This window comes from Limnobacter sp. SAORIC-580, assembly GCF_013004065.1.
GTDB classification, from domain to species: Bacteria; Pseudomonadota; Gammaproteobacteria; order Burkholderiales; family Burkholderiaceae_B; genus Limnobacter; species Limnobacter profundi.
Genome location: NZ_CP053084.1, coordinates 347,768 through 366,004, shown reverse-complemented (window position 1 = coordinate 366,004; position 18,237 = coordinate 347,768). Strand labels below are relative to the sequence as shown.

Below are 18,237 nucleotides of genomic sequence, written 5' to 3'. Positions count from 1 at the left end.
TGTCACGATATGGGGACAATCAGGGCAGGATCAAGTCTTGTTTGATGACAGGCTGAACCTGAACGAAGGCGCTGAGCTCGATTGCAGCCTCGTTGGCTTGATCAATGGTGGTGAACGGCCCCACCAACACGCGGTGAACGCCTGATTCGGAAAGAATTTGGCTGGCTTTGCCGAAAGCCTGATGATTGGAAGAAACTTGCGAGACCAGAGCCTCTGCGTTGTTTTTGTTGCCGAACGCGCCAATTTGAAGATACAAGGGTGCTCGGTGAACCGGCACCAATGTGGACGGGTTGCTGAGTGCAACCTGCTGTACTTGCGCGCCATTTTTTGCCACCACGGTGCCGTTCTTCTCAGCGTGGTATTGAGCGATTGCATCGGGTGTCATCTTCTCGACAAGCACTTCAGCACTGCCCTGCTTGATGTAGTCCAGCTGATAGGCGGCCGCGTAGCTGAGATCGATGATTCGGCCCCGCAAAAACGGGCCACGGTCGTTCACGCGAACAATAACGGACTTGCCATTGGCCAAATTGGTGACTTTGGCATAACTGGGCAAAGGCAAGGTGGGGTGCGCAGCCGTCATTTGGTGCATGTCGTAAATTTCACCATTGGCGGTTTTCGCGCCATGAAATTTCTTGCCATACCAACTGGCCCGACCTTTTTGACTGTAGGGCTCTTCAAGTGATGTTTGCGGCGTGAAACTTTGCCCCATCACGGTGTAAGGCCGGGTATTACGAATTGCAATGGGTTCAAGCTGGGGGCTGGCGGAGGGCAAGTCATCAAGATTGGCTGGGCGTAAATCGCCGGGACCATCGTCCAGATAATAACCACCGCCCTGAGGCGCGGGCTCCCAGTTTTCATGTTTGACCGGTGGGGGAACAGAGGGCTTGGCCACGGTTTTCGCCGGGGGCGGCGAGACCGGCTTGTCAAGCGGAACGCTGGAACACGCAGCAAGGATCAATGACAGTGACGCAATCGAAACAAACCTAAAAACACCACTGCGCATAAATGCCTCCCTCATTTTTTCTCCCTGCGCTTCAGGCCTGACGCTGTCGTCGAATCAAGGCTTCCGCAACTCGGATGGCATTGTCTTCAGAACCGGCGATGGACGCAGAAGTAAAGAATTTGCCATCAATTCCCAAGGTGGGAACGCCATCTGCGCCATAAGCTTCGAAAATGGTTTTGGCCTGGGCACATTTAGCATTCACGCCAAACGATTTGAATACATTGGCGAATTCTTCGCGCTTCAAACCGATCGATTCAGCAAAATCGAAAATCTGCTCGTCGTTGGCCAACTGCTTTTTGTCTTTGTGCATGGCTTCAAACACTTTGCTGTGGGCCATGTCGAGTTTGCCCATGGTTTCCAGTGTGTAATACAGGCGCTGATGACCCTGGAAATTGACACGCTGACTTTGGTAAGCGATGGGGATTTTCGTGAAGACTACATCACTGGGCAACTTTTTATGCCAAGCGTTTACTTTGGGCTCAAAGTTGTAACAGTGAATGCAGCCATACCAGAAGAATTCGACCACATCGATTTTTCCAGGTGTGGAACGTGGAACCTCCCGGCGTGCTTTTCGGAATGCGCCGGCATCTTGGGCCAGTGCCGGGGACAAGCCACCGAAAGCACCCATCACGCTCAATGCCACCGCACTTTGAATCAATTCACGACGTTTCATACTTGTTTACTCCTTGACCACAGTTGCCTCGAATCCGCCTTTCGTGAGGGGAATTCGGGCCTGATAGGCTTCATTCGCGCTGCCAAATGGCCCCACACGAACGCGGTTTACAACATTGCCGTTGACCTCGCCCACGGCAATTTCGGATTCAGTGCCCACAAACGCAAGCTGAGCCCGCAATTGTTCAGCGTCTTCACGATTGCGAAAACTGCCCAATTGCAGAAAGTAAATGGTTTGGGCCACAGGTTCAATTTGTTCAGTTGGAGTGGCATCCCCTGTCTGAGGTTCCGTGCCTTGCTGAAATGGGTCGATGGTAACCACATTGCCCTGGTTGGCGTTTGCTTTGCCATAAATGGCGCTGTTGGGATCAGGGGGGCTGTTGCCTGGGCCCGGAGACACATTGGGCACGGCACCCTGAGTTTCAGCACCGGAAAATGGCAGCTGTGACTTGCTGACAAACAAAGCCACACCCAACGCAATCAAAAGCCCGAACACCATGCCGAACACAAACGCGGGAATGGTGTTGCCAAGAGATTTTCTAGCTTGCGGTTTTGCTTTGGGTTTAGATGATTTCGTAGATGCCATTGGGGGTTCGAACCTGTCCTTGAGAAACTGAGCCTAAATTATGCCCGAAGGCGACCTGCAGATGCGACCCAAACGCGCAAGCCGGCTTTTGGGATTGCCCTCATGCTGTAAAGTGTAGCCTTCATGGGCAAAAGCTCGAAATTTGCTTAAAAATCTGCAATAAATAGGTGCTTTGTGGGTCTTGACTATCTAAAACGCATACTGACCGCCAAGGTTTACGACGTGGCCATTGAGACACCATTGGAGCGCGCACATTCCCTGTCGGTTCGCACTGCCAATGAGGTGTTGCTCAAGCGTGAGGACATGCAAGAGGTGTTCAGCTTCAAGCTGCGCGGTGCTTACAACAAAATGGCCCACCTCAGCCCCATGCAACTGGAACGTGGCGTGATTGCTGCCTCTGCCGGCAACCACGCGCAAGGCGTTGCACTCTCTGCCGCCAGGATGCGCTGCCCGGCCACCATTGTGATGCCCACTACCACCCCCGCCTTGAAAATTGATGCAGTAAAACGGTTTGGGGGTGACTGGGTGAATGTGGTGCTGTTTGGCGACAGCTACAGCGATGCAGCCGGACATGCATCAGAATTGGCACAAGCCAAAGGCCTGACCTTTGTACACCCCTTTGACGACCCTGATGTAATTGCGGGCCAAGGCACCGTGGGCATGGAAATTTTGCGTCAGCATCAAGGCCCGATACACGCCATTTTCATCGCGATCGGCGGGGGTGGGCTGGCAGCTGGCGTAGGTGCCTATGTGAAACAGTTGCGTCCGGACATCAAAATTATTGGTGTACAAACCGTGGACTCCGATGCCATGGCGCAGAGCATGGAACAGCACAAACGCGTCACCCTGGCGGAAGTGGGTTTGTTCTCGGATGGCACCGCAGTAAAACTGGTGGGCGAAGAAACATTCCGACTGTGCGAAAAGTATGTGGACGGCATTGTGCGGGTGACCACCGACGAAGCCTGCGCTGCAATCAAAGACGTTTTTCAGGACACTCGCAGTATTCTTGAACCCGCAGGTGCACTGGCTGTGGCTGGCTTGAAACAGTATGCTGCGGAAATGGGTTTGCAAAACCAAACACTGGTCGCAATTTCTTGTGGCGCCAACATGAACTTCGATCGCTTGCGATTTGTGGCTGAACGCGCTGAGGTGGGTGAGCAACGTGAAGCGATTTTTGCGATCACTGTGCCGGAAGAACGCGGCAGCTTCCGAAAGTTTTGCGACTTGTTGGGTCCCACCAATGTGACTGAGTTCAACTACAGAATGTCGGATTCAGCCAAAGCGAATATTTTTGTGGGCATTCAAATTGGCAACCGTGCGCAGGCAGATGAATTGCAGCAGCGCTTTATTGCATCGGGTTTCGACGCCCTGAACCTGACCGACGATGAAATGGCGAAGCTGCATTTGCGCCACATGGTTGGGGGCAGGTCCAGTTTGGCCGACCATGAACTGGTGTACCGCTTTGAATTTCCGGAACGGCCTGGGGCATTGACGAAATTTTTAACCGCCTTGAACCCGGGCTGGAACATCAGCCTGTTTCACTATCGAAACCACGGTGCCGACTATGGCCGTATTTTGGTAGGCATTCAGGTTCCACCTGCAGACCACGCTGAATTCGACAAATTTGTGAAACAACTTGGCTACCCGGCGGTGAATGAAACCGAAAACCCGGCATACAAGCTGTTTTTGAAGTGAGTTAGCACTCGTCATCCGCATCAAACGCTTTGTCACCGGCACCGTCTTCAAGTGCTACGCCAGGGCGAATGGCTTCAAACGGAAACAACTTGCGGTCCATGAGGTGCGAAGGCACCACAGTTGACAGCGAGGTAAACAGATTGGCGATCCATCGGGGGTTGTGCTTTTCCCACTGCTTCAGCAGTGCGGCCATTTCCTTGCGCTTCAGGTTTTCCTGACTGCCACACAAATTGCAGGGAATGATCGGGAAATTCTTCTCTTCGGCATAACGGGCCAAATCGCGCTCTCGGCAATAAGCCAGTGGACGAATTACTGTGTGCTCTCCGTTGTCACTGACCAGTTTGGGAGGCATACCCTTGATACGACCGCCATAAAACAGATTAAGCAACAGGGTTTGCAATATGTCGTCTTTGTGGTGCCCCAAAGCGACCTTGGTGGCACCCAGTTCAGACGCCACACGGTACAAAATGCCACGACGCAAACGCGAGCACAGCGAACAGGTTGTTTTGCCTTCGGGAATGACTCGTTTCACAATCGAGTAGGTGTCTTGTTCCTCAATGTGAAACGGCACATGAATACTACGCAAGTAATTCGGCAGCACTTCCTCGGGAAAACCAGGCTGTTTCTGATCCAGATTCACAGCGACGATATCGAAGTTGATGGGCGCACGCTGACGCAGCAACAACAAAATATCGAGCAGACCATAGCTGTCTTTGCCGCCCGATACACACACCATCACTTTGTCACCCTCTTCAATCATATTGAAGTCGGCAATGGCCTGGCCCACTTGCTTTGTGAGGCGCTTTTCCAGCTTGTTGAATTCAAAGGCCTCTTTTTGTTCAGCCTTGTTGGGGAAAATCGTGATGGTTTGCATGGTCTGACAGCTTTCTAGGATTTGAAGCGGAATACCTCGACACCTGCGGATTCGCAGTCGGGGTAAACCTCGGATTTTTCAGCGCGTACGCGGGCGGCCACCACCTTGGGATGCTCCAGCACCAGCGCCAGGGTTTTGTCCACCAGGGTTTCAAGCAGGCCAATGTGGCCCGATTGAATGAGGCCATGAATTCCTGGTCGAACGAAATCGTAATCAACCACATCGACCAGCAAGTCGCGCTCGGAAGGGGTGGATGCGCACTTTACCCAAAAATCAATGTTAATACGCACAGCCTGCGTACGCCCCAACTCTTGGGGGAACACGCCAATTGCGGCGGACACATCGAAGTCGCGAATAAAAACGCGACGGCAGTCGGCCAGGCGGGGATCAAAGAACCAGTCTGTCATGGTGTCATCATGCTGAAATCACGCGCCATGGGCACCAAGTGCTGCCCGCCATCCACAAGAATGGTGGTACCAGTAATTGCGCGGCTTTGCACCAGGAACAAGACCGTGTTGGCGATGTCCTGAGGCTCGGAGGATTTGTTCAAAGGCGAAATTCGGTGGGTACTCTCGAACTGCGCATCGGTTTGCAGGTGCGAAATCAAGGTGAGCCCGGGGGCCACACCCACTACACGCACTTTGGGCGCCAGCTCCATGGCCAGCATGGTGGTAGCGGTTTCAAGCCCGGCTTTGGTGAGGGTATAACTTAAAAAATCGGGATTGAGGTTTTTCAGTTTTTGGTCCAGCAAATTAACCACCACGGCCTGCTCATGGTCGGGCACATGCTGATACAGGCGTTTGGCCAATTGAATGGGCGCAGCCAGGTTGGAGGCCATGTGCCGGTGAAAAAGCTCGGGCTGAAAAGTTTCGCCAGAGTCGAATTCAAACAACGAGGCGTTGTTGACAACACATCGAATTGGGCCCGCTTTTTCAGCAGCATCAAACAACGCTTCAACTTCGCTGGGCTGCTCAAGATCAGCCTGAACCACCACGCAGTGCACACCCAGTGCTTCAATTTGAGCCGCGGTGTCACGGGCCTCTGCCAGTGATGAACGGCAATGCAGCACAATAGACCAACCGGCACGCGCCAGTTCAAGCGAGATGGCTTTGCCCAGTCGCTTGGCTCCCCCGGTTACAAGGGCAAATTGTGGATTGGCATGTGTCATTCGTGCGCCATCGGTTAGAATCTGGAAAATCAGTGAACAACGACCATCAAGCAAACCAGGGTTTACTTCAAGGCTTTGATTTTTAAAAGAACCCGCTATTCTAAACCAGACCTGCCTCATGCTGTCGAATTTTAATCAAGCCACTCGCTTTGACGAGTTCATGCGATTTGCGCTTTACGATCCCCAATATGGCTACTACGCAAGAGGCGAGCAAATTTTTGGTCGTCGGGGCGATTTTATTACCGCCCCGGAATTGAGCCCGCTGTTTGGGCAAACACTGGGCAAGGCCCTGCGGGAGGTGCTGCCCCGCTGCAATGGTGTGGTGTATGAATTTGGGGCCGGGACCGGGCAACTGGCTTGCGACATTCTTCAAGCGGCTGGCGATTTGATTACCCAATACAACATTGTGGATGTGTCGGCCGGATTAAAGCCTGTGCAATTGGCCAAGTTAAAGGCACTGCATGGCCCGCAGGTAGAACACAAGGTGCATTGGCTGGGCGAGCTGCCTGCGGAACTTCAGGGGGTGGTTTTAGGCAATGAGGTGCTGGATGCCACACCGGTTCGTCGATTCAAATGGCAGGCAGGCAATTCGCAGGAAGCGTGGGTACAGCACCTGAATGGTGAGTTGCACTGGGTGTGGAAACCGGCCGACCCGGTCTTCGCTGCCGTGGTTTCTCAGTTGCAGGATGCTCACGGGCCATGGCCAGAAGGTTACGAATCGGAAATTGCGGAGCAAAGCATTGCATGGGTAAAAACAGTCACGGAGCGTCTGAACGGCCTTGCGCTGATGATTGACTATGGTTTTCACGAAGCCATGTACTATCACCCGACACGCAGGCAGGGCACTTTGCGCGCCACAAGTCGCCACACTGCACATGATGATTTTCTGGTGAACGTGGGGCAGCAGGACTTAACCGCCCATGTGAACTTCAGCGCAATCTATGAAGCCCTGACAAGCTGCGGTGGCGAGCTTGAAGGGTACGCGCACCAAGGCGAGTTTTTATTGGCACACGGCATTCTTGAGTTGGCACGAAAACAACCGGAATTTACCCACCCAACACACGGTGCATTGATGCGCCAGAATTTGAATACCCTGCTGAATGAAGCCGATATGGGCGAGGCATTCAAAGTAATTTGCTGGAGCAAAGGTGTGAATGCCGAGAACACACAGTTTGCGCAGGTTTTTCTGGACAAGGACCGAAGCGGAAACCTGTAACTCAGCCGCCTGTTGACAACTCACAAGGCTTGAGCTCACCCTTTCTGTTCAACTCAAACACCGAGCGCACAGTTTCGATTTGCGAGGCATTTCCCCGAAGTTCAAAAAACACGCGCACCGGGCCCAACCGCTCCCGGATCTGGACACCCTCGACGCCACGTCGCGCCAGATCAGCCTTCTGGGCATTCGCCCGATCCAGGTCGCGGAACAATCCCAGTGAAATGGTGCCCTGCAAAGGCCCCGGCGTAGTGATGTAGAACATGTCGGCAATACCCTTGCCCGAGAGTTGATCGATACCCACCCCGCTGTTCACAATGTCTTGCGGCAAGTAAACCACATAGCCCACAGGCACCTGGCGCTCGAGTCGATCCGTTTCGCCACCCCAATTCAGCAAAGCCTCTTGAACCCGTGCAGACTCACTTTGCAACAAGGGGCCCCACAACCAACATGCCTGGGTACTTTTCGGATTCTCAAAAACCTGTTTGCTGGCATTTTCAATGGCTGTATCAAGCTGGGCCTGCCCCTGTTTCAAATCAATCTTAGGAGCCACAGGTGCGGGCGCACGAATCACTTCCACGGGCTGATCCCAGGGCCGCTCCACGCCAACCCACTCGGCACGTAAACCCGGAGAATCTATTGCTTTTTGCGAGCTGTTGCCTGTTAAAACGCCAAAACCCAGCAACGCCAAATTACCCAGCAGCAGCAACACAGCCAGAACACGCCAACCATTCATGCTGTTGCACCTTTTTGTGCCAAACGATAATCAAGCACCAAGCCCTTGAATACAGCGTATTCAAGCAGGGTAGCCTGCGGCAAATGAACCTGCATGGCGGGTGCAAAACCACCGGTCAGCCAGATGGCCGGGGGGCTGCCGTGTTCACTCTGTAACTGGGCAGCCACGGAATCGACCATTGCTTTTTGAATACGCCCCACACCCCTGCCAATCGCCTGCTGCGTGCTGACAGGCCAACTGTTTGTGCCGGTACTGTCCAACTGCACTTTGGGCAATTCAGCTGTATTTAAATGCAGGCTGCGCAACATGGTTTCAACACCCGGCACGATAAATCCGCCCAAGTGCTGCCAATGGGTATTTTTAACCACCACATCCAGGGTGGTGGCTGTGCCAAAGCTAACCAGCAAATTGACCTTGACCTGGCTCACCTCCATGAGCGCCATGCATGCTGCCCAACGGTCTTTGCCCAGAGTCGCCGGGGTTTCGTACGCAGACTGAATCTCAGCATGCCTGTTCACAGTCAATACATGCAGAGGTACGCCAGCCGCTTCGCACACTGAGCGCACGGACTGTTCGAAATCTGGGCCCAAGACATTGCTCAGCAAAACCGCCTTTACTGCATGGGTCGAATTCAAACCGGGTGCCAAATGCTGTTGCAAAGCACTCAAGGATCCGGAGAAAGGTTTGAATTCAGCAGTGGCGTGACTAAAAAAAGCCGAGGGCTGCTCAAACCGGACATTGACGCAAGCGTGCAAGCACCACTTTACAAAGGTGTTTCCAGCATCGATGCACAACAAATTCCCAGCGTTGGTCACGGCCTTACCCTCAAGGACAAATCACCTGCATGAACCGCACGCAAGCCGTGCTCGGTATTCACCAGGTACGCGCCTTGCCGGTCGATGCCCATGGCCTCACCCGCGAAACACACCACACCCTGGTCTTCAACTTGTACCTGGCTGCGCAGCCACGCATCCCGTTGGCTGAACTCGGCAAAAATTGAGTCGATGCCCTGAACACTGGCAGCCTCGATCCGCATTAAAATCGATGACACGACCGCCTCGGCTAGCTCACGTGGGGTGGGTAAACTCGGGGCAGGCAAATAATTCGACAAACTTGCAGCACCCAGACCAGACAATGCCTCGGGAACGTCAATACCCTGAATATTCAGCCCCACACCAACCACGGTGATTGCACCCTGCCCGGTTTGAAAAGACTCGCACAACACACCGCCCAATTTTTGCTGATCTGCCAATAAATCGTTGGGCCATTTCAGCCGCACAGGCACATGCCAATGCTCCAGTACCTGCGCCACGGCAACACCCACACACAGGGGCAAAAAAGGCATTTGCTGCCCAGCGATAGGCAAGCCCACAGACAGGCATAAACTTGCGCCTGGCTGCGCGCGCCATTGCCGCCCTGCACGCCCCCTGCCTGCGGTTTGCATGTGCGCCAACACGGCATTCAGGCCGGATACCCGCCCCTGCTGGTAAGCGCGGGCAAGGTAATCATTTGTTGAGTCGACTGAATCGAGTTCGATCCAGTGCACATCGGCTTGGGTTAACATCGAATGCGGGTCACTTCGGGCTAGTTGCGAAATTTTGCTCATCTTAACCTCCGAACGGGACACAAAACCAAGGAATCGCTCAAACGCCATGCCGCCAATCCACTCCAGCCTGCTGAAACGAACCCCCTACACCGGGATTCTCATGTTTGCCAGCCTGTATGCGTGCGTTGTGATTCACCTTAGCCTCTTCCCCTACAGCGATTGGAGACACATTGGCATCGGGCCATTTGAGTTTTTATTTGGCCCCTGGATTCCTGTGCATCAAAAAGTATTGTGGGCCGATGTGTTTATTAACATTGGAGGCTACATTCCACTGGGCTTCCTGATGCTGCTGGGCTTGAACAGACAGCCGCGAACATTCGACAAAATACTCGTTGTGCTGGTGTGTGCATTTATTTCGCTTGCCCTGGAATCCATGCAAACATTTTTGCCAAGCCGCGTGCCTTCCAAAATGGACCTGGTCACCAACACAATTGGGGGCGCTTTGGGTGTGTTGTTGGGCATTTACGTGACCGCACACCACCGAATTGCGCCACTGCTGAACCGCCGAATTGAGCATTGGCTAATTCAACGCGCGTGGATAGGCATGGGCTTGCTTAGCCTTTGGTTCCTCAGTATTTTGCCGCCACAAAATCCCACATTCAGCACCGGGCTTTGGCTGGGGAACCTGCTTGAAATTCCGGGCCCACTGCAACACAGCACGCCGTTTGGGATACCGCTGGAAGTGTTGCTGAAAATTGAAACCATCGCACCGACATTCATCAATTACTGTTTTTTAATGTGCGCCTGGATGATTGGGTTGGCACAAACACAGGCGGGCTCGCCACGAACACGCTTGCTGATTGTACTCATTGCATTGACCTTGCTCATTCGACTTCTTGATTACCTGGTGCTGGCTCCAGTGTCGGCCTGGACTTACCTGGGTCAACGTTGGTTTGAGGCCAACAGCCTGGGCTTACTGATAGCCTTTGTAGTGGCACTGACCATTTCAATGATGCAGGTGCTGCCCCACCACATGGCGAGAATCGGGCTACTGCACCTGCTGGGCGGGTGGCTGATCACCTTGCTGCTGCCCGGGGTATACGACCCCGATCTGGGCAATCCGGGCAGCGGCATTCTGGCAATTTTCCGAAGCCTGCAAGAAGCCGGGCGCTGGGTGAGTGAATTGTGGCCAATCTTAGCACTGACTGTTTTGACTTTTTTGAGCCTGCCCGAGCGACGTTTTCGGCGATAATAGTGCCCATACCCTGAGCACTCACGCGGATTCAACCAGCCATGAGCTACTTCGAGAAACATGTTTTCTTTTGCACCAACCAACGCCCCAACAATGAGAGTTGCTGTGCGGACTGCCATGCGTCTGCGGCGCACGCGCATGCCAAAGAACGGATCAAGAAACTGGGCTTGAACGGGCAAGGAAAAATCCGGATGAACAAGGCTGGCTGCCTTGATCGATGCGATGAAGGCCCAGTGATGGTGGTGTACCCGGAAGGCGTTTGGTATACCTATGTGGATATATCAGACGTAGATGAAATTATTGACTCTCACCTGGTGGGCGGCGAAATTGTCGAACGCCTGCGGTTGCCATGAATCCAAAAACCCGACATGAGTTGTGGAACGGTCAGGCGGGCCCAATCGAGGTATCGATTGATGAACCTGCGGCCCCATTGCGCGGGCTGGCCGTAATTGCGCACCCCCACCCCTTGTTCGGCGGCACCAAAGACAACAAAGTAGTACAAACACTGGCCCGTGCATTTCTTCAAATGGGCTATGTAACGCTTCGTTTTAATTTTCGAGGCGTAGGTCAAAGCGCGGGAGAGCACGACAACGGACAAGGCGAAACGGACGATCTGGTTCAGTTGACCGAATTGGCCCGCGCCACTCTGCTGCCTGCCGAGCTACAAAATGAGCCGATTGCAATGGCTGGCTTTTCGTTCGGCGCCTTTGTAACCAGCCATGGCGCGCAACGGTTGCGCGAGGCCGGAACGAATATTGGCAAACTGGTGCTGGTGGGCACTGCCACAAGCCGCTTTAAAGTAGCTGCGGTGCCAGACAATACACTGGTCATTCATGGTGAAGTCGATGACACAGTGCCGCTTACAGATGTTTTACGCTGGGCGGGTGAACAAAACCTGCCGGTGATGGTCATGCCAGGAGTGGAACATTTTTTTCACGGCAAACTGCCTCAACTCAAAGAGCTGGTTGTGCGTTATTACCCAAGCTGAACGCCAAGCCACTTTTCTTCCCCATTTCTAGTACAGGAGCTTTTTACTTGTTTAATTCAGGAATTTCCCGATTCAAACGCCATGTGGGTCAACTCTCGTTGGTTCTGGGGCTTGGTATCGGAGTTGCCACGCAAGCCGCGGCCCAATCCAGTGTGATGCCACCTCCACCCGAAATCGGTGCAAAAGGCTACATGCTGCTCGACTTGACCACCGGTCAAACCCTGGCGGAATTCAACAGCCGTGAACGCCTCGACCCCGCATCACTGACCAAACTGATGACAGCCTACATGGCCTTTGCTGCACTCGACAGCAAGCAAATTCGGATGGATCAGCAAGTACCCGTTTCGCCCTACGCCTGGAAAGCCGAAGGTTCGCGCATGTTTATCGAACCGAACAAGCCTGTGACTGTTGAAGAGCTGCTGTACGGTGTGATTGTGCAATCGGGCAATGATGCAAGCCGCGCAATCGCAGAACTGCTGGCTGGCGACGAAAACAACTTTGCAACGCTGATGAATCAGCAAGCCAAACGGCTGGGCCTGACGGACACGAACTTCAAGAACTCCACTGGCCTGCCCGACCCACAGCACTACACCACCGCCCGCGATTTGGGCATTTTGGCCAAACGCATCATCACCGACTTTCCGGAATACTACAAAAAAATGTATTCCACCAAGGAATACACCTACAACGGCATTCGCCAACCCAACCGCAACCGCCTGCTGTGGATTGACCCCTCCGTGGACGGCATGAAAACCGGGCACACCGAGTCGGCCGGTTATTGCCTGGTCAGTTCAGCCAATCGCACATTGCCCAACGGCGTTGATCGCCGCCTGCTTTCCGTGGTGCTGGGCACCACCTCCGACCAGGCCCGCACGCAGGAAAGCCTGAAGCTGATGAACTACGGTTATCAGATGTTTGAAACCGTGAAGTTGTACTCCGCCAAGCAAGCCATCAGCACCAGTGAAGTGTACAAAGGACAAGCCAAGGAAGTGAAACTTGGCGTGAACAAAGATTTGCTGATCAACGTGCCACGCGGCATGGCCAAACAACTGAAAGCCACAGTCGAGAAAAAAGGCACATTGATTGCTCCGATTCCGGCCGGAACCGAACTGGGTAAACTGAAACTAACACTGAACGGTGAAACCATCGGTACAGTGCCGCTGCTGGCCTTGTCTACGGTTGAAGAGGCTGGCCTGTTCGGCCGTATGGTGGACTCCGCCAAACTGTGGTTTGAAGAGTAAACAATGAACACACCAACACCCAGTGAAGGCAAAAAAAGCCTAATTGAGTTTCCGACACATTTTCCCATCAAAGTGATGGGAAAGAACGTGCCGGAGTTCTCTCAGGTCATTTGCGATTTATTGCTCAGCATGAGCCCTGGATTTGATGTAGCTGCCGTTGACATGCGGCCCAGCAGCAAGGGCAACTACTTGAGCCTAACCTGCACCGTGTATGTGAATAACCAGGACGAGCTGGACAACATTTACCGGGCCCTTTCAGGGCATGAATTGGTATCGGTTGTGTTGTAAACGGGTTTGTTTCATAAAAAAAGCCGCACCAGCTTTACGAAGTGGTGCGGCTTTTTTCTGGGTGACCTTACACGCCGTAACGGCTACGGTATTCCTTCACCTTCTCGTACCAGCCCGCAAGGCGAACATTGGCAGCTTGGCGGGTAAGCAGGTAACGCAACAAGTCTTGCAGGTTGGCAATGGCCAGAACCGGGATTCCGTACAACTGCTCTACTTCCTGAACGGCTGAATGCTGGGTGTCCTGCCCGTCTCGCATGCCTTTTTCCATGCGATCCAGTGCGATCAATACCGCAGCAGGTTCAGCCCCATTGGCGCGAATGATTTCAACAGATTCACGCACCGATGTTCCTGCTGAAATAACATCGTCAACAATCACAACCCGACCTTCCAGTGGCGCACCCACCAAAGAACCGCCCTCACCGTGATCTTTGGCTTCCTTACGGTTAAATGCGTAAGGTACATCACGCCCGCGGCGGGCCATTTCCATGGTGGCTCCGGCCACCAAAGGGATGCCTTTGTAAGCAGGGCCAAACAGCATGTCAAACTGAATTCCACGCTCTGCGGTTTGCTCAAGCAAGGTTTGTGCGTAAAATTCACTGAGCTTTTGCAACGACGAGCCTGTGTTGAACAGACCCGCATTGAAAAAATACGGCGACATTCTGCCCGCCTTGGTTTTGAATTCGCCAAAGCGCAACACTTGCTTTTCGACCGCAAACTGCAAAAACTGATCGGAAAGAACCTGCAAATTTTGATTTGAATCGACCACGATCAATCCCTAAAAAACTGACTGCACACAATGACCCGCATTATCTCAGCAAATCTGAATGGAATTCGTTCTGCCCACACAAAAGGGTTTTTCGACTGGATGAACCAAAGCCAGGCCGATGTGGTGTGCGTGCAAGAGATCAAGGCCCACCTGGCGGACCTTGGCCCTGAGCACTTACAACCCGGCATGTACAAAGGCTACTTTCAGGCCGCAGAAAAAAAAGGCTACAGCGGTGTTGGCCTTTACTGCAAAGTAGAACCACTTAATGTAATTTACGGGCTGAATAATGCGGAATTCGACGCAGAAGGACGCATGGTGACGGCTGAATTCGAGAATATGATTGTGTCGTCGATCTACTTTCCATCCGGCAGCAGCTCCGAAGAACGACAAGAAGCAAAATTCCGGTTTTTAGATCATTTTGGGCAAATTTTTGATGATTTTGAAAGCAAAAAGAAGCCTGTTGTATTGTGCGGCGACTGGAACATCGCCCACAAAGAAATTGACCTGAAAAACTGGAAAGGCAATTTAAAGAACAGCGGCTTCACACCCGAGGAACGTGCCTGGATTGGCAATGTGATTGAACAACGTGGTTGGGTGGACGCCTACCGTGTGCTGTACCCGGAAGAAACGGACGGTTGCTACACCTGGTGGAGCAACCGCGGGCAGGCTTATGCCAAGAATGTGGGGTGGCGAATTGATTACCAAATGGTCAGCCCGGCATTGCGAGACAAAATTCAGGAGGTCAGTGTGTACAAGGGCCAGAAGTTTTCAGACCACGCGCCCTTGATTGCGGATTACGACTATCCGCTTTGAGGATGGCGCGCTGATCAGGCGGTTTTCAGTGCGAAATCGGGCAACCCCGTCGGGTTGGCGAAGGAATCACGCACTCAACTTGGCTTTCAAAATCTCATTCACCTGCGCCGGGTTGGCCTTTCCACGCGCTGCACGCATGATCTGCCCCACCAGAAAGTTAAATGACGCCTCTTTACCGGCTTTGTACTCGGCCACTGGCCCAGGGTGCGCTGCCAGTACGTCGTCGATCATTTTTTCAACAGCACCCGAGTCGGAGATTTGCTCCAAACCCTCGCCCTTGATACAAGCATCAACATCGCTGTACTTGCCGTCCCACAAAGCAGCAAACACCACTTTACCGGTTTTGTTGTTCAAAGTGCCATCTACCACACGTTTCACCAAAGCCGCCATCAGGGCGGGAGCAATTGGCGATTCCGCTGGGGTTTTGTCGTCACGATTAAGGCTTGCAGAGAACTCGCCCAACAACCAGTTGGCCAAAGGCTTGGCTTTGTCTGCGCCCGCCGCGGCCAGCGCCGCCTCGAAGTAATCGGTCATGGCGCGGCTGGCTGTGAGCGTCACCGCATCGTATTCACTCAAACCCAGCTCAGCGGTGTAACGCGCCTGCTTTTGACCAGGCAATTCGGGCATTTCGGCACGCACTTGCTCAACCCACTGCGCAGAAATCATCAGCGGTGGCAGGTCGGGATCGGGGAAGTAACGATAGTCTTCCGAATCTTCCTTGCTGCGCATGGAGCGGGTTTCGTTGCGATCGGGGTCGTAAAGTCGCGTTTCCTGTTTGATTGTGCCGCCATCTTCGATGATCTCGATTTGGCGCTGTGCTTCATAAAGAATGGCGGCTTGCAAAAACTTGAAGCTGTTCAGGTTTTTGATTTCGCAGCGTGTGCCCAGCTTGGTTTCGCCTTTGGGGCGAACCGATACGTTGGCGTCGCAGCGGAAACTGCCTTCCTGCATATTGCCATCGCAAATACCAAGCCACGTAACCAGTGTGTGCAGGGTTTTGGCGTAGGCCACTGCCTCCTCGGCCGAACGCATGTCGGGTTCGGTCACAATTTCAAGCAAGGGCGTACCTGCACGGTTCAAGTCGATGCCCGACTGGCCTGCGAAGTCTTCATGCAGGCTTTTGCCCGCGTCTTCTTCCAGATGCGCGCGAACCAAGCGTACTGTTTTCATTTGATCGCCCAGCAAAAAGCTGACCGTACCGCCCTGCACCACCGGAATTTCAAACTGACTGATTTGATAACCCTTGGGCAGATCCGGGTAGAAATAGTTTTTGCGGGCGAACACCGACTGCTCGGCCACTTTGGCGCCCACTGCCAGGCCAAATTGAATGGCGCGTTGAACTGCCGCTTTGTTCATCACGGGCAGCACACCAGGCAGTGCCAAATCCACAGCACAGGCTTGCGCGTTGGGCTCAGCACCAAAAGCAGTGCTAGCACCGGAGAAAATTTTTGACTCGGTTGTTAACTGGGTGTGGGTTTCAAGACCCACCACAATTTCCCATTGCATGGTGCGATCCCTTTTTAAGACGGTGTACGAAGGTGCCAATCGGTGGCAGCTTGATAATGGTCAGCCAGCGCCAGCAATTCCCCTTCCTTGAAATAATTGCCAATCAATTGCATGCCGACAGGGCGATTTTTGTCGCCAAACCCCACGGGCACGCTCATGCCGGGCAAGCCGGCCAAACTTGTGCTGAGCGTGTAAATGTCGGCCAGGTACATTTGCACCGGGTCAGCCGACTTCTCGCCCAAATTCCATGCAACCGTGGGGCTAACCGGACCGGCAATGAAATCACACTGCTGGAAAGCAGCTTGAAAATCTTGCGCAATGAGGCGGCGAATTTTCTGGGCTTGCAGATAATACGCATCGTAATAACCATGCGACAACACATACGCACCCACCATAATTCGGCGCTGTACTTCAAGGCCGAAGCCCTCGCTGCGCGAATTCTCGTACATGGACTTCAAATCGCTGTACTCGGCTGCGCGGTGGCCGTAACGCACACCATCAAAACGCGACAGGTTAGAGCTGGCTTCAGCAGGCGCAATCACGTAATACGCGGGAATGGACAATTCCGTGCGCGGCAAGCTGATGTTCACCAGCGCGGCGCCCATGGCTTCCAGCTGTTTTAATGCAGCGTCGATCGGTGCACGCACATCGGCAGCCAAACCCTCACCAAAAAATTCGCAGGGCAAACCCACGCGCACACCAGCCAGTGGCTTTGCAGCATTACCAGTGCGAAGGGGCTTTCCAAAGCTGGCGGTGAAATCTTCATCCGGAGTGGGCCGTTGAACACTGGTGCTGTCTTTCGCATCAAAGCCCACCATGGTGTTGAGCACCAAAGCACAATCACGTGCGCTATGTGCCATGGGACCAGCTTGATCCAGGCTGCTGGCGTAAGCGATCATGCCGTAGCGGCTGCAACTGCCGTAAGTGGGCTTGATACCGGTAATGCCACACAGTGAAGCGGGCTGGCGGATGGAACCACCTGTGTCGGTACCGGTTGAAAACGGCACTACACCCGCGGCCACTGCCACAGCTGAACCGCCAGACGAACCACCCGGCACGGCCAAGGTGTCCCAAGGGTTCAGGCAAGGGCCATAGGCACTTTTTTCATTCGATGAACCCATTGCAAATTCATCGCAATTCAATTTGCCAATGCTCACTGCGCCCGCAGCGTTCAAACGCGATACCACTTCGGCGTCAAAAGGGCTTTGGTAGCCAGCCAGCATTTTGGAGCCCGCTGTGCTGGTCCAGCCCTGGGTCACGAAAATATCTTTGTGTGCAGTGGGAATACCCAACAAGGCACCGGTTTCACCCGCGCCCATGCGTGCGTCAGCGGCCTTGGCTTGTTGCAGGGTGAGGTCATCGCGAATGTCCACGAATGCGTTCAACCTGGACTGCTCACCAGCTTGGCGCAAAGCATCTTGCGCCAACTCAACGGCACTGGTTTTTTTCTCGTCCAGCAAGGCGCGCAGCTGGGAAATACTTTGAATTCTGGATGACATGCTTAAAACCACATTCCAATATCGGATTTTCTTAAATTAGGAGGACTGAATTCTTGATAAACGATCATTCAATGACCTTGGGCACCAAAAACAGGCCTTTCTCGGCGGCCGGTGCGTTGGCCATATTGGCGGTGCGATTGTCGACCTCAGTCACGGCGTCTTCGCGCAAGCGCAGCGCGATGGGTTGAATCAGCGACAGAGGATGCGCCAACGGCTCAACGCCTTCGGTGTTTTCACTGCTCAAGCGATCGGCCAGTTGCATGATGTTGTTCAATTGTTGCTCAAGGACCTGAGCCTGCTCGGGCGCCACTTTCAAGCGCGACAAGGCCGCAATTTTTGCAATTTGTCCGGAATCAAGGGACATAAATTTTCTCCGCCGACCAGCAGGCCT

21 protein-coding genes are annotated in these 18,237 nt (G+C 53.5%); 8 read left to right on the top strand and 13 right to left on the bottom strand.

All coding sequences use genetic code 11. From position 1 onward, the window contains the following. Positions 1–19: 19 nt before the first annotated feature. The 3 genes from HKT17_RS01645 to HKT17_RS01635 form a co-directional block, all read right to left on the bottom strand. A complete protein-coding gene (locus HKT17_RS01645) occupies positions 20–892 on the bottom strand; it encodes a septal ring lytic transglycosylase RlpA family protein (protein WP_171097391.1) in 873 nt (290 codons plus the stop codon). A 142-nt stretch (positions 893–1,034) separates the two neighbouring features. Continuing rightward, positions 1,035–1,676, bottom strand: a complete 642-nt coding sequence (locus HKT17_RS01640; RefSeq protein ID WP_171097390.1) for a thiol:disulfide interchange protein DsbA/DsbL — start codon at positions 1,674–1,676, stop codon at positions 1,035–1,037. Positions 1,677–1,682: 6 nt separating this feature from the next. Further along, positions 1,683–2,261, bottom strand: coding sequence for an SPOR domain-containing protein (locus tag HKT17_RS01635; protein WP_171097389.1), 579 nt, complete (start codon positions 2,259–2,261; stop codon positions 1,683–1,685). Positions 2,262–2,435: 174 nt separating this feature from the next. Between HKT17_RS01635 and ilvA the strand changes: the two genes are divergently transcribed. Further along, on the top strand, positions 2,436–3,956 hold the full coding sequence (gene ilvA / locus HKT17_RS01630) for a threonine ammonia-lyase, biosynthetic (RefSeq protein WP_105028045.1): 1,521 nt from the start codon (positions 2,436–2,438) through the stop codon (positions 3,954–3,956). A 1-nt stretch (position 3,957) separates the two neighbouring features. On the opposite strand, the gene ttcA is transcribed toward ilvA, so the two are convergent. From ttcA to HKT17_RS01615, 3 genes are read right to left on the bottom strand one after another with little or no spacing between them, the layout of a single operon-like run. After that, complete coding sequence (ttcA, locus tag HKT17_RS01625; protein WP_171097387.1) at positions 3,958–4,830, bottom strand: tRNA 2-thiocytidine(32) synthetase TtcA; 873 nt, start codon at positions 4,828–4,830, stop codon at positions 3,958–3,960. 14 nt (positions 4,831–4,844) lie between these two features. Further along, positions 4,845–5,237 (bottom strand): dihydroneopterin aldolase, encoded by a 393-nt coding sequence (locus HKT17_RS01620; RefSeq protein ID WP_008248053.1) that lies wholly within the window; start codon positions 5,235–5,237, stop codon positions 4,845–4,847. Further along, complete coding sequence (locus HKT17_RS01615; protein WP_335618238.1) at positions 5,234–6,118, bottom strand: SDR family oxidoreductase; 885 nt, start codon at positions 6,116–6,118, stop codon at positions 5,234–5,236. The genes HKT17_RS01620 and HKT17_RS01615 overlap by 4 nt, the downstream gene beginning before the upstream one ends. Here HKT17_RS01615 and HKT17_RS01610 point away from each other — a divergent pair. Then, a complete protein-coding gene (locus tag HKT17_RS01610; RefSeq protein ID WP_171097385.1) occupies positions 6,117–7,214 on the top strand; it encodes a class I SAM-dependent methyltransferase in 1,098 nt (365 codons plus the stop codon). The genes HKT17_RS01615 and HKT17_RS01610 overlap by 2 nt on opposite strands. Position 7,215: 1 nt before the next feature. Here the strand turns inward: HKT17_RS01610 and HKT17_RS01605 are convergent, their stop codons facing one another. The 3 genes from HKT17_RS01605 to HKT17_RS01595 are packed head-to-tail and all read right to left on the bottom strand — an operon-like array spanning position 7,216 to position 9,553. Then, on the bottom strand, positions 7,216–7,947 hold the full coding sequence (locus HKT17_RS01605; RefSeq protein ID WP_171097382.1) for a hypothetical protein: 732 nt from the start codon (positions 7,945–7,947) through the stop codon (positions 7,216–7,218). Then, on the bottom strand, positions 7,944–8,762 hold the full coding sequence (locus HKT17_RS01600) for a type III pantothenate kinase (protein ID WP_171097380.1): 819 nt from the start codon (positions 8,760–8,762) through the stop codon (positions 7,944–7,946). Before HKT17_RS01600 ends, HKT17_RS01605 begins: the two co-directional genes overlap by 4 nt. Then, entirely contained in the window at positions 8,759–9,553 is a 795-nt protein-coding gene (locus tag HKT17_RS01595) for a biotin--[acetyl-CoA-carboxylase] ligase (protein ID WP_171097377.1), read from the bottom strand. The genes HKT17_RS01600 and HKT17_RS01595 overlap by 4 nt, the downstream gene beginning before the upstream one ends. Positions 9,554–9,599: 46 nt before the next feature. Between HKT17_RS01595 and HKT17_RS01590 the strand changes: the two genes are divergently transcribed. Genes HKT17_RS01590 through HKT17_RS01570 form a run of 5 tightly spaced genes read left to right on the top strand, consistent with a single transcriptional unit; the run spans position 9,600 to position 13,262 of the window. Then, complete coding sequence (locus tag HKT17_RS01590) at positions 9,600–10,745, top strand: VanZ family protein (protein ID WP_105028039.1); 1,146 nt, start codon at positions 9,600–9,602, stop codon at positions 10,743–10,745. 41 nt (positions 10,746–10,786) lie between these two features. Next, a complete protein-coding gene (locus HKT17_RS01585) occupies positions 10,787–11,098 on the top strand; it encodes a (2Fe-2S) ferredoxin domain-containing protein (RefSeq protein ID WP_171097375.1) in 312 nt (103 codons plus the stop codon). Continuing rightward, positions 11,095–11,733, top strand: coding sequence for an alpha/beta hydrolase (locus HKT17_RS01580; protein ID WP_171097372.1), 639 nt, complete (start codon positions 11,095–11,097; stop codon positions 11,731–11,733). The genes HKT17_RS01585 and HKT17_RS01580 overlap by 4 nt, the downstream gene beginning before the upstream one ends. A gap of 47 nt (positions 11,734–11,780) precedes the next feature. Then, on the top strand, positions 11,781–12,974 hold the full coding sequence (locus tag HKT17_RS01575) for a D-alanyl-D-alanine carboxypeptidase family protein (protein ID WP_171097371.1): 1,194 nt from the start codon (positions 11,781–11,783) through the stop codon (positions 12,972–12,974). A 3-nt stretch (positions 12,975–12,977) separates the two neighbouring features. Continuing rightward, positions 12,978–13,262 carry a YbeD family protein gene (locus HKT17_RS01570; protein ID WP_105028036.1) on the top strand — a complete coding sequence of 95 codons (285 nt, stop codon included), beginning with the start codon at positions 12,978–12,980 and terminating at the stop codon, positions 13,260–13,262. Positions 13,263–13,329: 67 nt separating this feature from the next. Here HKT17_RS01570 and pyrE read toward each other — a convergent pair whose 3' ends face one another. Continuing rightward, complete coding sequence (gene pyrE / locus HKT17_RS01565) at positions 13,330–14,034, bottom strand: orotate phosphoribosyltransferase (RefSeq protein WP_171097368.1); 705 nt, start codon at positions 14,032–14,034, stop codon at positions 13,330–13,332. A 24-nt stretch (positions 14,035–14,058) separates the two neighbouring features. Here pyrE and HKT17_RS01560 point away from each other — a divergent pair, with 24 nt between their 5' ends. Continuing rightward, a complete protein-coding gene (locus tag HKT17_RS01560) occupies positions 14,059–14,841 on the top strand; it encodes an exodeoxyribonuclease III (protein ID WP_171097367.1) in 783 nt (260 codons plus the stop codon). 66 nt (positions 14,842–14,907) lie between these two features. Here HKT17_RS01560 and gatB read toward each other — a convergent pair whose 3' ends face one another. From gatB to gatC, 3 genes are all read right to left on the bottom strand, one after another. Then, positions 14,908–16,347, bottom strand: coding sequence for an Asp-tRNA(Asn)/Glu-tRNA(Gln) amidotransferase subunit GatB (gene gatB, locus HKT17_RS01555; protein ID WP_171097366.1), 1,440 nt, complete (start codon positions 16,345–16,347; stop codon positions 14,908–14,910). Positions 16,348–16,361: 14 nt separating this feature from the next. Next, positions 16,362–17,846, bottom strand: a complete 1,485-nt coding sequence (gatA, locus tag HKT17_RS01550; RefSeq protein WP_171097363.1) for an Asp-tRNA(Asn)/Glu-tRNA(Gln) amidotransferase subunit GatA — start codon at positions 17,844–17,846, stop codon at positions 16,362–16,364. Positions 17,847–17,910: 64 nt separating this feature from the next. Next, entirely contained in the window at positions 17,911–18,210 is a 300-nt protein-coding gene (gene gatC, locus HKT17_RS01545; protein ID WP_171097361.1) for an Asp-tRNA(Asn)/Glu-tRNA(Gln) amidotransferase subunit GatC, read from the bottom strand. Positions 18,211–18,237: the final 27 nt, after the last annotated feature.